14 protein-coding genes are annotated in these 14,973 nt (G+C 63.1%); 2 read left to right on the forward strand and 12 right to left on the reverse strand.

Annotation, left to right across the window (positions count from 1 at the left end):
- Window positions 1-315: 315 nt before the first annotated feature.
- From LPA36_RS18355 to LPA36_RS18375, 5 genes are all read right to left on the reverse strand, one after another.
- Window positions 316-1,251 (reverse strand): electron transfer flavoprotein subunit alpha/FixB family protein, encoded by a 936-nt coding sequence (locus LPA36_RS18355; protein ID WP_228879605.1) that lies wholly within the window; start codon window positions 1,249-1,251, stop codon window positions 316-318.
- A gap of 26 nt (window positions 1,252-1,277) precedes the next feature.
- Window positions 1,278-2,027, reverse strand: coding sequence for an electron transfer flavoprotein subunit beta/FixA family protein (locus tag LPA36_RS18360; RefSeq protein ID WP_228879607.1), 750 nt, complete (start codon window positions 2,025-2,027; stop codon window positions 1,278-1,280).
- Window positions 2,028-2,303: 276 nt separating this feature from the next.
- Window positions 2,304-3,107: a MetQ/NlpA family ABC transporter substrate-binding protein gene (locus LPA36_RS18365; RefSeq protein ID WP_228879609.1), complete on the reverse strand. Its 804-nt coding sequence runs from the start codon at window positions 3,105-3,107 to the stop codon at window positions 2,304-2,306.
- Between the two features lie 53 nt (window positions 3,108-3,160).
- A complete protein-coding gene (locus LPA36_RS18370; protein ID WP_228879612.1) occupies window positions 3,161-3,814 on the reverse strand; it encodes a methionine ABC transporter permease in 654 nt (217 codons plus the stop codon).
- Window positions 3,804-4,838: a methionine ABC transporter ATP-binding protein gene (locus LPA36_RS18375; protein ID WP_228879614.1), complete on the reverse strand. Its 1,035-nt coding sequence runs from the start codon at window positions 4,836-4,838 to the stop codon at window positions 3,804-3,806. Before LPA36_RS18375 ends, LPA36_RS18370 begins: the two co-directional genes overlap by 11 nt.
- Before the next feature lie 310 nt (window positions 4,839-5,148).
- On the opposite strand from LPA36_RS18375, the gene LPA36_RS18380 reads away from it, so the two are divergent.
- Window positions 5,149-5,979 carry an alpha/beta hydrolase gene (locus LPA36_RS18380; RefSeq protein WP_228879758.1) on the forward strand — a complete coding sequence of 277 codons (831 nt, stop codon included), beginning with the start codon at window positions 5,149-5,151 and terminating at the stop codon, window positions 5,977-5,979.
- A 40-nt stretch (window positions 5,980-6,019) separates the two neighbouring features.
- Here LPA36_RS18380 and LPA36_RS18385 read toward each other — a convergent pair whose 3' ends face one another.
- Window positions 6,020-6,943, reverse strand: a complete 924-nt coding sequence (locus LPA36_RS18385) for a histone deacetylase family protein (RefSeq protein ID WP_228879617.1) — start codon at window positions 6,941-6,943, stop codon at window positions 6,020-6,022.
- A 195-nt stretch (window positions 6,944-7,138) separates the two neighbouring features.
- Between LPA36_RS18385 and mltB the strand changes: the two genes are divergently transcribed.
- Window positions 7,139-8,380 carry a lytic murein transglycosylase B gene (gene mltB, locus LPA36_RS18390; RefSeq protein WP_228879619.1) on the forward strand — a complete coding sequence of 414 codons (1,242 nt, stop codon included), beginning with the start codon at window positions 7,139-7,141 and terminating at the stop codon, window positions 8,378-8,380.
- 98 nt (window positions 8,381-8,478) lie between these two features.
- On the opposite strand, the gene cysM is transcribed toward mltB, so the two are convergent.
- The 6 genes from cysM to lapB all read right to left on the reverse strand — a co-directional run bounded on the left by cysM (window position 8,479) and on the right by lapB (window position 14,952).
- Window positions 8,479-9,381, reverse strand: a complete 903-nt coding sequence (gene cysM, locus LPA36_RS18395) for a cysteine synthase CysM (RefSeq protein ID WP_228879622.1) — start codon at window positions 9,379-9,381, stop codon at window positions 8,479-8,481.
- 299 nt (window positions 9,382-9,680) lie between these two features.
- A complete protein-coding gene (locus LPA36_RS18400; RefSeq protein ID WP_228879624.1) occupies window positions 9,681-10,067 on the reverse strand; it encodes a ComEA family DNA-binding protein in 387 nt (128 codons plus the stop codon).
- Between the two features lie 77 nt (window positions 10,068-10,144).
- The gene (rfaD, locus tag LPA36_RS18405) at window positions 10,145-11,137 is read right to left on the reverse strand and encodes an ADP-glyceromanno-heptose 6-epimerase (protein WP_228879626.1); all 993 of its coding nucleotides are present in this window, start codon (window positions 11,135-11,137) and stop codon (window positions 10,145-10,147) included.
- Window positions 11,138-11,221: 84 nt separating this feature from the next.
- Window positions 11,222-12,169, reverse strand: a complete 948-nt coding sequence (gene rfaE1 / locus LPA36_RS18410) for a D-glycero-beta-D-manno-heptose-7-phosphate kinase (protein WP_228879627.1) — start codon at window positions 12,167-12,169, stop codon at window positions 11,222-11,224.
- 7 nt (window positions 12,170-12,176) lie between these two features.
- Entirely contained in the window at window positions 12,177-13,592 is a 1,416-nt protein-coding gene (locus LPA36_RS18415; protein WP_228879628.1) for a UDP-glucose dehydrogenase family protein, read from the reverse strand.
- A 184-nt stretch (window positions 13,593-13,776) separates the two neighbouring features.
- Window positions 13,777-14,952 (reverse strand): lipopolysaccharide assembly protein LapB, encoded by a 1,176-nt coding sequence (gene lapB, locus LPA36_RS18420; RefSeq protein WP_228879630.1) that lies wholly within the window; start codon window positions 14,950-14,952, stop codon window positions 13,777-13,779.
- Between the last annotated feature and the right edge of the window lie 21 nt (window positions 14,953-14,973).

Below are 14,973 nucleotides of genomic sequence, written 5' to 3' on the forward strand. Positions count from 1 at the left end.
TTCGCCGTCACGATCGACGCTTCGAGCGCCGATGCCTGTGTCAGCACATGTTCCGCGAAGAACTGCGCGGTTGCGATCTTCGCGCCTTAGAACGATGGATCGTCTTCACGCTTTTCCCTCGCCACAAGCAGCGCACACGCCATCTGCCAGCCGTCCGGGACAATGCCCTCAGGCTTCAGGTATGGCACGCTGCCCGCGAACATGTCGGCCTTCTCCTGCCTGAATGCAAAAAAAGGGGCGTCGGACAACAGGTCCTCGCCCCTTTCGAGTGCCGCCAGACGTCCTGTAAAAAGACGCCGTTCGTCCTCGTACGACTTAGCCCAGCTCGCTCACCAGTTCCGGCACGACCGTGAACAGATCGCCCACCAGACCGTAATCGGCCACGCTGAAGATCGGTGCTTCCGGATCCTTGTTGATCGCCACGATCACCTTCGAATCCTTCATGCCGGCCAGATGCTGGATCGCACCCGAGATGCCGACGGCCACGTACAGCTGAGGCGCCACAATCTTGCCCGTCTGGCCCACCTGGTAGTCGTTCGGCACGAACCCTGCATCCACTGCGGCGCGCGAGGCGCCCAACGCCGCGTTCAGCCTGTCCGCCAGCGGCTCGAGCACTTTCGTGTAGTTCTCGCCGCTACCCAGACCGCGTCCACCCGACACGATGATCTTCGCCGAGGTCAGCTCCGGTCGGTCCAGCTTCGTCACTTCACGGCTCACGAATTGCGAAAGGCCGGTGTCGGCTGCGGCTTCGATTTTCTCCACCGCTGCGCTGCCGCCCTCGGCCGCCACCGGGTCAAAGCCCGTCGTGCGCACCGTGATCACCTTGATGGCATCGCTCGATTGCACGGTCGCGATTGCGTTGCCGGCGTAGATCGGGCGCTCGAACGTATCCGCACTGTCCACGGCAGTGATGTCGCTGATCTGCGCGACGTCCAGCTTCGCTGCGATGCGCGGTGCGATGTTCTTGCCGTATGCGGTTGCCGGCGCAAGGATGTGCGTGTAGTCCTTTGCGATGTCCAGTACCGTCGCCTCGACGTTTTCCGCCAGACCGGCTTCGAGTTGCGCGGCGTCGGCCAGCAGCACCTTGCTCACGCCTGCGATTTTCGCGGCCGCGTCCGCCGCGCCCTGCGCGTTGTGGCCCGCCACCAGCACGTGGATGCCGCCACCAATCTTCTGCGCGGCTGCAATCGTGTTCAGCGTTGCCGCCTTGATCGATGCGCCGTCGTGCTCTGCTATTACCAGATTCGTCATTTCGTCCGTCTCCTGCGTGTTCGTGATCAAAGCACCTTGGCTTCGGTCTTCAGCTTCTCGACCAGCGTCTTCACGTCGGCAACCTTCACGCCCGCGCTGCGCTTCGGCGGCTCGACCACTTTCAGCGTCTTCAGGCGCGGCGTGACATCGACACCGAGGTCCTCGGGCTTGAGCGTTTCCAGCGGCTTCTTCTTCGCCTTCATGATGTTGGGCAGCGTCACATAACGCGGCTCGTTCAGGCGCAGATCGGTCGTGATTACCGCCGGCAGCGTCAGCGACAGTGTTTCCGCGCCGCCATCCACTTCGCGCGACACGGTCGCGCGGCCGTCGGCCACCACCACCTTCGAGGCGAACGTCGCCTGCGGCAGGTTCGCGAGCGCCGCGAGCATCTGGCCGGTCTGGTTCGAATCGTCGTCGATCGCCTGCTTGCCGAGAATCACCAGCGAAGGCTGTTCCCTGTCGACCAGCGCCTTCAGGAGCTTCGCAACCGCCAGCGGTTGCAGGTCTTCGGAAGACTCGATCAGGATCGCGCGGTCCGCACCAATCGCCAGCGCCGTGCGCAGCGTTTCCTGACATTGCGTCACGCCACACGACACGGCGATCACTTCGGTCGCCACGCCCGCTTCCTTCAGGCGCACCGCTTCTTCAACCGCGATCTCGTCGAACGGGTTCATCGACATCTTCACGTTCGCGATGTCCACACCCGTGTTGTCCGATTTCACACGGACCTTCACGTTGTAATCGACCACTCTCTTGACTGGCACCAGGATTTTCATGCACACGCTCCAAAGTTACGAATACGTCAACCCAACGGTCATTATAACGACTGCCCTCACGGCAGCCGCCCGCAGGTTGCCTGCATCGGAAATATCGCTTCCGCGCAAAGCGACAGGATTAGCGAACGATCGTTCTATTTTAATCTCGAAAAAACCCGGACGGCAAGCCCGGGTATTAACCTACGCCTCTAATTTCGAGATCACATGCGGTCGGTACTTGCCCTGGCTGACGTACGCAACGGACAAACCCGTCCCGCTTACGGGGCCGCTCAAGCCTTACCAGGCTGTGATGACAGCGCCACCAAACTTGCCGTCGATGAACTGCTTTACTTCAGGCGAGTGATACGCGGCAACCAGCTTCGCGACCCACGGCTTGCCCTTGTCGGCTTCGCGGATCGCGATGATGTTCACGTACGGACCCTTTGCATCTTCGATCGCGATCGCGTCCTGCTTCGGCTTCAAACCCGCTTCCATCGCGAAATTGGTGTTGATCGCCGCGGCGTCGACGTCGTTCAGCGAACGTGGGATCTGCGCGGCGTCGAGTTCGACGATCTTCAGCTTCTTCGAGTTCTCGACGATATCGAGCGGCGTCGCCTTCAGGCCGGCGTCGGCGCGCAGCTTCAGGAGACCCTGCTTCTGCAGCAGCAACAACGCGCGGCCGCCGTTCGTCGGGTCGTTCGGCACCGCGATCTTCGCGCCCGGCTGCAGTTCGGCCAGCGTCTTGATCTTCTTCGAATAGATGCCCATCGGGTACGTGACGGTATCGGCTACGCGGATCAGCTTGTAGCCGCGGTCCTTGACCTGCGCCTGCAGATACGGATCGTGCTGGTAGCTGTTGGCGTCGAGATCGCCGCCGGCGAGCGCCGCGTTCGGCTGCACGTAGTCCGAGAACTCGACGATCTTGATGTTCAGCCCGTTCTTCGCGGCGACCGTTTTGACGGCTTCCATGATCTGCGCGTGCGGGCCGCCCGTGACGCCCACCTTGATGGTTTCATCAGCCGCGGCGACCGTCGCGGCCGAGGCAAACACCGATGCTGCGCCGAGCACGGCGGCAAGCTTGAGAACAAAACGACGTTGCATGACTGACCCTTCCAATCCGTATAAGCGGCTTCCCGCGACGGGCAAAGCCTTTGTTATTTGTGGCTCAAACGACGCACGAGCCAATCCCCGAACGACTGCACCAGTTGCACGAACACGATCAGGATGACGACGACCGTCACCATGACTTCCGGCAGGAAGCGCTGATATCCATAGCGGATGCCGAGGTCGCCGAGCCCACCGCCGCCGATTGCACCCGCCATCGCCGAATAGCCAACGAGCGAAACGAACGTGATCGTGAGGCCGGCGATCACACCCGGCAGCGATTCCGGCAACAGCACCTTGAAGACGATCTGGCTGGTCGTTGCCCCCATCGCCTGCGCGGCCTCGATGAGACCGCGATCGACTTCGCGCAACGCTGTCTCGACAAGACGCGCGATGAACGGCGCGGCAGCGATCGTGAGCGGCACGACGGCGGCCGCCGTGCCAATCGACGAGCCGACGATCAGCCGCGTGAACGGAATCACCGCGACCAGCAGGATGATGAAGGGCGTCGAGCGCACGGCGTTGACGACCACGCCCATCACGCGGTTCACGCCGATGTTCTGCAGCACGCCATCGCGATCCGTCAGATAAAGCAGCACACCAAGCGGCAGCCCCACGAGCGCGCCGACCAGTCCGGAAATGCCCACCATCACGAGCGTTTCCCAGAACGACTGCACGAACATATCGAACATTTCACTCAACATACGACAACTCCTCGACCACCACACCCTGTTCGCGCAGATACGCGATCGCTTCGGCCACCTTGACCGGCTGGCCGCCCGCGAGCACGGCGAGCGAGCCGAACGCCTGACCCTGGATCTCGTCGATCTGGCCGTGCAGGATGTTGAAGTCCAGTTCGTAGCGACGGATCGTCTCCGACAGGATCGGCTGGTCGACGCCCGAACCCGTGAACGCGAGACGCAGCAGATGACCGCTGCCCGTCTTCAGACGCTCGGCAACGCGCGCCTTCATCGCGGGCGGCAGTTCCTGGGCGATCACGTCGCCGATCAGCGCGCGCGTAACTTCGTGATGCGGCTGCAGGAACACATCGATGACCTTGCCCTCTTCGACCACACGTCCGGCATCCAGTACCGCGACGCGATCGCAGACCTGCTTGATCACGTCCATCTGGTGCGTGATCAGCACCACCGTCAAACCGAGCTCGCGGTTGATACGCTTCAGCAGATCGAGGATGGAGCGCGTGGTTTCGGGATCGAGCGCCGACGTGGCTTCGTCGGAGAGCAGCACCTTCGGCTTGCTCGCAAGTGCACGTGCAATGCCGACGCGCTGCTTCTGGCCACCGCTGATCTGCGCCGGATAGCGATCCTTCTGCGCCGACAGGCCAACGAGTTCGAGCAGCGGCAACACCGTCAGCTCGATTTCGGCGCGCTTCATGCCGGCAAGTTCGAGCGGCAACGCGACGTTCTCGTAGACGGTACGCGAGGACAGCAGGTTGAAATGCTGGAAGATCATGCCGATCTCGCGACGCGCCTCGCGCAGTTGCGCCGCGGGCAGCGTCGTCAGATCGCGACCATTGACGACGATATTGCCCTCGGTCGGACGGGTCAGCAGGTTGATCGTGCGCACCAGCGTGCTTTTGCCTGCACCGCTGCGGCCGATGATGCCGAACACCTCGCCAGGCGGAATGGCCAGGTTGACGTTATGCAGTGCTTCGACCCAGCCTCTGAGCCCCGCGAAACGCTGCGAAATATTGCGAAGTTCGATCATGTAGAAAAACGAAACGGCGGTTCTGTCCGACGCGCGTTTTGCGCTCCGACACACGGCCGCCGTTGCTTTTATTGGGATTTGAGCCCGGATTTTACCGCATCGGCGACATTCCCTTTAATAATCAATTACGATCTTTTCATAACCTGAAAGCATTAGAGGACCACACCGCGCGGGTTGCTCGCGCCGGTCGTCGCCCGCGACTATGATCGGGCGGATCAGAATAATGAGACGGGAGACAGCCGTGCCAGAGACCACTTCACAAGCAAACGTGACGTCCACGACGCGAACTGGCGACGCGCCAGCGCCGGCGATGTCGCGCATCGGGACCCGCGAGGGCACCGAACTGTCGCTCTACCGCTGGACGCCCGAAGGCGCACCGCGCGCGACGGTCGCGCTCATCCATGGTCTTGCCGAACACGCGGGCCGTTATGGGGCGCTTGCCCGCGAATTGAACGCCGCGGGCATCGAACTGGTGGCGATCGATCTGCGCGGACACGGTCTTGCATCTGGCGCGCGCGTCTGGATCGAGCGCTTCGACGACTATCTGGACGACGCCGACGCCCTGCTCGATGCGGCTTCCCGACCGGCAACGCCGCTCTTCCTGATGGGCCACAGCATGGGCGGCGCCATCGCGGCGCTCCATACGATCGAACGCGCGGCCGGCAGTGGTCCAAAGCTCCGCGGACTGATCCTGTCGAGCCCGGCGCTTGCCGCCGGCCACGATGTGCCGCGCTGGATGATCACGCTGAGCCGTATCATCAGCCGCGTGTGGCCCCGGTTTCCGGCGATGAAGATCGATGCATCGCTGCTGTCGCGCGATCCGGCCATCGTCGAGGCAAACCGCAACGATCCGCTGGTACATCACGCTGCAGTACCCGCGCGTACCGGCGCTGAAATTCTCGATGCGATGGCGCGGATCGAACGGGGTCGTGCGTCGCTGCGGTTGCCGCTGCTGGTCTGGCACGGCACCGCGGACAAGCTCACCGAGCCCGACGGCAGCCGCGATTTCGGCGCGCACGCCGGCTCGCCGGACAGGACGCTCACGCTCTACGAGGGCAGCTACCACGAGACGATGAACGACCTGGACCGCGAGCGCGTAATCGGCGCGCTGATCCAGTGGATCCATGCGCGCGCGGGCTGACGCTCAAACCCGCAGCCCATCGACGGCCGGCCTGCGCGCCTCAGATGTCGGCGAGCGCGCGCAGATGCGCGACGACGCTGCGCCCAAGCGCGGAAAGGTTATAGCCGCCTTCCAGCGTGCTGACGATGCGTCCTTTCGCGTAACGATCCGCGATCGTGCGGATCTGCTGCGTCAGCCATGTGTAGTCGGCTTCGACGAGACCCATGTTGCCGAGGTCGTCTTCGCGATGCGCGTCGAATCCCGCGGACACGAAGAGCATCTCCGGCTTGAACGCATGCAGCCGCGGCAGCCACATCAGATCGACGGCTTCGCGCATGACCATGCCGGTCGTGCGCGCGGAGAGCGGCACGTTCACCATGTTCGCGGCCTGGTTGTCAGCGCCCGTGAACGGATAGAACGGATGCTGGAAGAAGCTGCACATCAGCACGCGTGCGTCACCGGCGAACGCGGCTTCGGTGCCGTTGCCGTGATGCACGTCGAAATCGATGATCGCGACGCGCGAAAGCCCGTGCACTTCGAGCGCATGACGCGCCGCAATCGCAACGTTGTTGAAGAGGCAAAACCCCATCGCGCGCGCCGGCTCCGCGTGGTGGCCCGGCGGGCGCACGCTGCAGAACGCGTTGTCGTAGCGACCTTCGATGACGGCATCGGTCGCCGCGACCGCAGCGCCCGCCGCACGCAACGCGGCCTGCAACGTATGCGGGTTCATCGACGTGTCCGGGTCGATCGCGGCGTAGCCTTCTTCCGGCGAGAGACCGCGGATGTAATCGACATGCGCCTGCGTATGCACGCGCAGCAGCGCTTCGTCTTCAGCGAGGGGCGGCGACTCGCGCTCGATGAGCGAATCGATGCGACTTGCGATCAGCTGGTCTTCGATTGCCTGCAGGCGCGCCGGACACTCGGGATGCCATTGCCCCATTTCGTGCAGCAGACAGTCGTTGTGGGTATAGAAGCCAGTTGCCATGAGCGTGTTCTTCTGTCGTCTGGCGACCGGCACCAGCGCGACATGTCTCCTTCCGTTTGCGCGCACCACAGATGGCGCACGTATCAGACGCCAAGTTACCACAACAGCTCGCCGCGACGGGCTCTGGCCATGGTTTTGCGAATGCCGTCGGGTATACTGCGCCGAACCCCTTCGCACCGAACCGACCCCTGCCCTATGACCGTCAAGCTTGCCCTGTCTGCACGAAACCGGCTTCGCGTAGTGAACGTTGCCGCCGCGCTGTCCGTCGCCGCATGCGCGCTCAGCGCGTCGCCCGCGGTGCAGGCGCAGACCACGCGGGCAAAAGCACCCCTGCTCGTGGCGCAGGGTTCGCCGCAGCAACCCGTGCCGCAGGGGCAGACGTTCGAAGAAGAGATCGTTCCGCAACGCTATGCGAACAATCCAAACGTCGATGCGTTCATCGACGACATGGTCGCCCGCTACGATTTCGATTCCGGCACGCTCCACACGCTGTTCGCGCATACGAGCTACTCGGCGACCGCAGTGAAACTCGTAACGCCTTCGCCGTCGCCTTCGATAAAGAACTGGCGCGTGTATCAGGCGCGTTTTCTGGACACCGTGCGCATCAACGCGGGCGTGCGTTTCTGGCGCGCGAACCAGGCGACGTTGCAACGTGCGTATGAACAGTTCGGCGTGCCGCCGGAAATGATCGTAGGCATCATCGGCGTCGAGACGATTTACGGGCGCTACATGGGCAACTTCCGTGTACTCGACGCGCTCACCACACTGACCTTCGACTATCCGAACACACCGAATCGCGCCGACCGTCAGGCGACGTTCCGCAAGAATCTCGAAGACTACCTTGTGTGGACGCGCGACGCGCAGATCGACCCGAACTCGGTGCTCGGCTCATACACGGGCGCCATCGGCATTCCGCAATTCCTGCCGAGCAGCATCGTGCAATATGCCGTCGACTTCGACGGCAACAAGCAGATCGATCTGCGCACGAGTCAGGCGGATGCGATTGGCAGCGTCGCTAACTATCTGAAGCAGAACGGCTGGGAAACGGGCCGCCCGGTGGTATGGAAGATTGCATCGGACACGGGAAGCCTGGGCGTTGCCCAGGCCGCCGCCGATGGTCAGCCCGAGCCGCACTGGCCGCTTCAGCAACTGCTGCGCGCGGGCATGCTGATGAACGAACCGGGGCTCGACATTGCATCGGAAGCCGGGACGCCCGTCGCGATGATCGATCTGCCGACGCCGGGCCGCCCGACCGAATACATGCTGGGCCTGAAAAACTTCTACGTGCTCACGCGCTATAACCGCAGCTTCTTCTATGCGCTCGCCGTGTATCAACTGGGGCAGCGCATCAAGGCGCAGGTCGCGAGCGAGACGGCCACCGGCGCGAATTCGAGCGGCATGCCGGCCGCAGCGGCCTCCGACACGGACGCGCAATAAGCCGGTTCTGAGATGGCGATCACGCCGCTGAATGAAAAAGCGCCGGCTGGTCCGGCGCTTTTCTATTGGCGATACGCGGCGCGGAGAACCGGCGAGGCTCAGGCGGGGAACACACCCGTCGACAGATAGCGGTCACCGCGATCGCACACGACAAACACAATCGTCGCGTTTTCGACCTGACGCGCGATACGCAGCGCGACTTCACATGCGCCTGCCGCCGAGATCCCGCAGAAGATGCCTTCCACGGCGGCCATGCGCCGCGCCATCGCTTCAGATGCTGCCTGGCTCACGTTCTCGACCCGATCGACGCGGCTGCGATCGAAGATCTTCGGCAGATACGCTTCCGGCCATTTGCGGATGCCCGGAATGCGCGATCCTTCTTCCGGCTGCGCACCGATAATTTCGATCGATTCGTTCTTTTCCTTCAGGTACTGCGACACGCCCATGATCGTGCCGGTCGTGCCCATTGCCGAGACGAAATGCGTGATGCGACCTTCCGTATCGTTCCAGATTTCCGGGCCAGTGGTTTCGTAGTGAGCGAGCGGATTGTCGGGATTGGCGAACTGATCAAGGATCGTGCCCTTGCCTTCGCGTTGCATCTGCTCAGCGAGGTCACGTGCGTATTCCATGCCGCCCGTGACTGGCGTGAGAACAATCTCCGCGCCGTATGCAGCCATGCTCTGACGTCGCTCGACCGACAGGTCCTCGGGCATGATCAGCATCATCTTGTAGCCGCGGATCGCCGCAGCCATGGCGAGCGCGATGCCGGTGTTGCCACTGGTCGATTCGATCAGCGTGTCACCCGGCTTGATACGACCGCGCTCTTCCGCCTTCCTGATCATCGAAAGCGCCGGACGGTCCTTCACCGAACCCGCCGGATTGTTGCCCTCAAGCTTGCCGAGAATCACGTTGTTGCGACTACGGATCTCGTCGTCCGGAAGGCGGACAAGCTGAACGAGCGGCGTATTGCCGATCGTGTCTTCAATTGTTTTGTAAGCCATATCGAATGCCTGGAAAGCGATGCGCGGAATTCACCGATTCTAAACCACCATGCCCGCGCCTGCCGGGCGGCCCTCCTGGCCGTGTGGGCGGAGGCCTGTCAGCAACGCCACGACCATCGACCTCCGGCGCGCACGCATTCCGCGCTTCATATCTGAAAAAACCCGCGGTGCGTACCGCGGGAGCCAGTCATCCAGTTGACGGCTGAAGGAGTCGTGTCGTGGTTCTAACCCGTGCAGCTCGTCCCGCTTTCACGCGGGTGGCCGCGTCGTTCTACATGCACGCGGCCGCCTGCCCCGCGTTACTTCTTCACGGCGACGGTAGTCGTGCTGTCTTTTTTCGCATTCGCATTCGTATTCGCGGCGGCAGTCGTGCCCGCCGCAGCCGGTGACGGTTTGCCCGACGCGGAAGCCGTAGTCTGCGCGCCGGCGGGACCGACTGCGAGGCCCTCGGACTGCAGCCGCTCGACCGTGTGGCCGCCCATGCCCTTCACGCGCTTGCCGAGATCGGCGGCGTCCTTGAATGGGCCGTGTGCGCTGCGTTCGTCGAGAATTGCCTTGGCACGTGCCGGGCCGATGCCCTTGATGCCGCGCAATGCATCTTCATTGGCGGTGTTGACGTCCACCGACGCGAACGCCTGCGCGAACGAAGCGAGCAGTGCCGCCAGAACCAGAAATTTTTTGAACATATGGAATCTCCCTTGAGCAACCGGCCGGCGACTGCCGCCGACCAGGAGATTCCAGTGTATTGACGCGCAGGAAGGCTTTAAAGCTGGCCGAACAGCCAACGTACGTAGCGATCGACACCTTCCTGCACGCTCAGGAACGGCGCGTCGTAACCTGCCGCACGCAGCTTCGTGAGGTCGGCCTGCGTGAAGCATTGATACTTGCCACGCAGCGCATCGGGAAACGGAATGTACTCGATCAGCCCGCGTTGCACCTGCTCCGCGAGCGACAGCGCCGGCTCGCTATTCAGCGCACGCAGCGTGTTGACCACGGTCGACGCGATGTCGTTGAACGGTTGCGCCCGGCCGCTGCCGAGGTTGAAGATGCCCGACTTCTCCGGATGATCGAAGAAGAACAGGTTGACCTTGACGACGTCTTCAATCGAGACAAAGTCGCGCGTCTGCTCGCCCGGGTTGTAGCCGTTGTATTCGCCGAACAGCTTGACCTTGCCTTCCGAGTGGAACTGGTTGAAGTTGTGGAATGCCACCGAGGCCATGCGCGCCTTGTGCGTCTCGCGCTGCCCGTACACGTTGAAGTAACGGAAGCCGGCGATCTGGCTCTTCGCGGTCGGCAGCACGCGGCGGATCACCTGGTCGAACAGGAATTTCGAGTAACCGTATACGTTCAACGGCTTCTCCACTTCGCGCTCTTCGACGAAGCGGCTCGAACCGCCATAAGTCGCCGCCGACGACGCGTACAGGAACTGCGCGCCCTGCGCCAGACAGGCGTCGAGCACCGCGCGGCTGTAGCGGAAGTTATTGTCCATCATGTAGCGGCCGTCGGTTTCCATCGTGTCCGAGCAGGCGCCTTCATGGAACACCGCGCGCACCTTGCCGAAGTCGCCGCGCGTAAAGCGTTCGACAAATTCGGTCTTGTCGAGATAGTCGTCGATTTCGCAGTCGACGAGGTTCTTGAACTTGTCGGCGCGCGTGAGATTGTCAACGGCGATGATGCGTTGTTCGCCGCGTTCGTTGAGCGCCTTGACGAGATTGCTGCCGATAAAACCGGCCGCGCCGGTGACAATGAGAGTCATGGTCGTCCTGCGGAAATGAAGTTCAGCCTTCGCAAGCCGCAGCCCGTATCGCGACTGAACGCGAACGGCGGGCGGTGCGCGGCATCATTGAAAGAGTTCGTCGTAGTTGACAGTAGCGGTGCCGAGTTTGCCGACCACGATGCCAGCCGCGCGATTCGCAAGCCCGACGGCTTCGACGAGCGACAGGCCGGCGCCGAGCATGACGGCGAGCGTGGCGATCACAGTGTCGCCCGCACCCGACACATCATACACTTCGCGTGCAACCGCCGAAGCGTGCAACGCGCCTGCGTCGGTGAAGAGTGTCATGCCCTCTTCGGAGCGCGTCAGCAGCAGCGCCTTGAAGTCGAGCGACGCGCGCAACGCCGCCACGCGCGCATGCAGGTCTTCTTCGGACTTCCACTGCCCGACCACCTCACGCAACTCCGCGCGATTCGGCGTGATCAGCGTGGCGCCGCGATAGCGTTCCCAGTCGTCGCCCTTCGGGTCGACCAGCACCGGTTTGCCGGCCGCATGCGCGTGCGCGATCATCTGCGTCACATGCGTGAGGCCGCCCTTCGCGTAATCCGACATCAGAATCACATCGTGCGACGGCAGCAGTTCGTCGAAGCGCGCAAGACCGGCGAGCAGGATTTCGTGCGCCGGCGTGTTCTCGAAGTCGACGCGCAGCAGCTGCTGCTGACGCGACAGCACGCGCAACTTGATCGTGGTCAGAAGCGTGGGATCGCGCTCCAGATGCGCCGCCACGCCGCTATCCTGAAGCAGCTGCACGACGCGCTCGCCCGGCTCGTCATGACCGACGACGCACAGCAGGCCCGTCTGCGCACCGAGCGCAACCGCATTGCGCGCGACGTTCGCCGCGCCGCCCAGCCGGTCTTCCTGCTTCTGCACATGGACGACCGGCACCGGTGCTTCCGGCGAAATGCGGTTGACGTCGCCGAACCAGTAGCGGTCCAGCATCACATCGCCGACCACCAGTACGCGCGCGCCCGCAAGCCGGGTACGCGGGACGACGCCCACGTCGGGGATGGGCATGGCGTGCTCAGGCATCGGCTGATGCGCTGACCGCAGATTCGGAAAGTTCGGCATGAGGACGTCCGATCGAGTGATAGTCGATGCCGAGTTCGGTCATCGCTTCGGGTTCGTACAGGTTGCGGCCATCGAAAATCAGCGGCGACTTGAGCACCGCCTTGAGATGGACGAAATCCGGGCTCTTGAACTCCTTCCATTCGGTGACGATCACAAGGGCGTCCGCGCCCATGAGTGTCTCGTCCTGCGTCGCGGCGAAATTGAGCCGCGTGAGTTGCGCCGGGTCGTGGCCGAGATCCAGGTTGAAGACGCGCCGCGCTTCGTCCACCGCAACCGGATCGTACGCGCGCACCGTCGCGCCGCGCGCGACGAGATCCGCGATCACACGACGGCTCGGCGCCTCGCGCATGTCGTCGGTATTCGGCTTGAACGCGAGACCCCAGACGGCGAACGTACGGCCCGTCAGGTCGTCGCCCAGCATCTTTGTGATCTTGCGCACCAGCACTTCCTTCTGTTCGTGGTTCACTTCCTCGACTGCTTCGAGAATGCGCAGCGCCGGGCCCGATTCAGCCGCCGTGCGGATCAGCGCCTGCACGTCCTTCGGGAAGCACGAGCCGCCGTAGCCGCACCCGGCGTACAGAAAGTGATAGCCGATGCGCGGGTCCGAACCGATACCGCGACGCACCGCTTCGATATCCGCGCCGACGCGATCCGCCAGGTTCGCCATCTCGTTCATGAACGAGATGCGCGTGGCCAGCATCGCATTGGCCGCGTACTTCGTAAATTCGGCCGAGCGGACATCCATGTAAAGCGTGCGTTCGTGATTGCGGTTGAACGGCGCGTACAGACGCTTCATTTTTTCGCGCGCGCGCATGCCCGCTTCGTCGTCGTCGCTGCCGAGCACGATGCGATCGGGTCGCATGAAGTCGTCGACGGCAGCGCCTTCCTTCAGGAACTCCGGATTCGACACCACCGAGAACTGATGCTGCGTGCTGCCGGCGAGACCCCGCTTCGCGAGTTCTTCGTTGATCACGTCCTGCACGCGTTGCGCCGTACCGACTGGCACCGTCGATTTATCGACAATCACCTTCCAGGCCGTCATGTGGCGACCGATATTGCGGGCCGCTTCGAGCACGTATTGCAGATCGGCCGAGCCGTCTTCATCGGGCGGGGTGCCGACCGCGATGAACTGCACTTCGCCGTGCGCGACGCTCGCCTCGACGTCCGTCGAAAACTGGATACGGCCGGCCGCGCGCGTGCGCGCGATGATTTCCTGCAGGCCCGGCTCGTGAATCGGGACGCCGCCGCTATTGAGAATGTCGATCTTGCGCTGGTCGACGTCGAGACAGAACACGTCGTTGCCAATTTCAGCGAGGCACGCGCCCGTGACGAGGCCGACGTAGCCCGTGCCGATAATAGTGATTTTCATACGCGCTCCGGTATGGGTTTCCGGTGATGGATTCGCCTGGCGAATCCGGTTGTTACGGCGGGCGAAGGTCGCCCCTCAGGGCATCGCGCCAGTGCCTGCGTGTTGCACATCATGCGTGTGCGGCGCCGCTGGCTGTGGCTGCGATGCCGGTCGCGACTTCCGGTAGAAGTCCCGCGCCCGATATTCAGTTCGACGCCGTGATCGGCTCGACCCGGCGTGGCGCATAGGTCTCCCAACCGCTGCAGCCTGGGCACTGCCAGTAGAAAAGACGCGCCCGGAATCCACAATTCTGGCACGTGTAGCGCGGCAGGTTCTTCGTACGCTGCCGGATCAACGTGCGCATCAGTTCCAGCTCGCTGCGGCGCGGCTCTTCGGCCGTCGATTCCTGCGCTTCGAGCAGACGCGTCATGCCCGACAGATTCGGCGACTTCTGCATCTGCGCGCGCGCCAGCGCATGCGCCGCATCGGGCCCACGCAATGCGGCCACATGCTGGTATGCGACGTCGAGCAGATCGTTCGACGGATAGCGGTCGATCCATGTCGTCATCAGATCCGCGCCCTCATCGCCACGCCCGAGCGCCTGATAGGCCTTCAGCAGCTTTTCCGCGACGAGCGGCAGATACGCCGGATTCTGCTCCTCGACGCGCAGCCACTGCGCGATCGCCGCTTCCTGCGCGCCGCCGGCGGCGTCGACGTCGCCAAACAGGATCGTCGCGCGCACGCTTTGCGGATTCGCCTTCAGCGCAAGGCCGAGTTGCCGGCGCGCTTCCTCGGCGTTTTTCTGCTGCAGCGCTTCCTGCGCGAGTTCGCAATGAAACTGCGCGACTTCCTTTTCGAGCGAGCCCGAACCCATCGTCTCAAGCTGGCGCGCGGTGTCGATCGACTTGATCCAGTCCTTCTCGATCTCGTAGATCGTAAGCAGCGCGCGCTGCGCGCCCATCGCATAATCGCCCGACTTGAGCGAGCGGAACGTTTCCTCCGCGCGGTCGAGCAGGCCCGCCTTCAGGAAATCCTGGCCCAGTTCGAACAGGGCATGGTCGCGCTCGGTAACCGGCAGATCCGCGCGGCTCAGCAGGTTCTGGTGCACGCGGATCGCGCGGTCGGTTTCGCCGCGACGCCGGAACAGGTTGCCCAGCGCGAAGTGCAGTTCGATGGTTTCAGGGTCGAGCTTGACGACTTCGATGAATGCATCGATCGCCTGGTCCGGCTGTTCGTTCAGCAGGAAGTTCAGGCCGCGAAAATACGAACGCGGAAGATTGGCGCTTTCGGACAGCAGCGTCTTGAGGTCATACCGCGCCGCCATCCAGCCCAACGCGAACGCGACAGGTATGACGAGCAGCCACCAGAAATCCAGATCCATGCGTATTGTTCGGAAGTGGGA

It is taken from the genome of Paraburkholderia saeva (genome assembly GCF_907164555.1).
Classification (GTDB): Bacteria; Pseudomonadota; Gammaproteobacteria; order Burkholderiales; family Burkholderiaceae; genus Paraburkholderia; species Paraburkholderia saeva.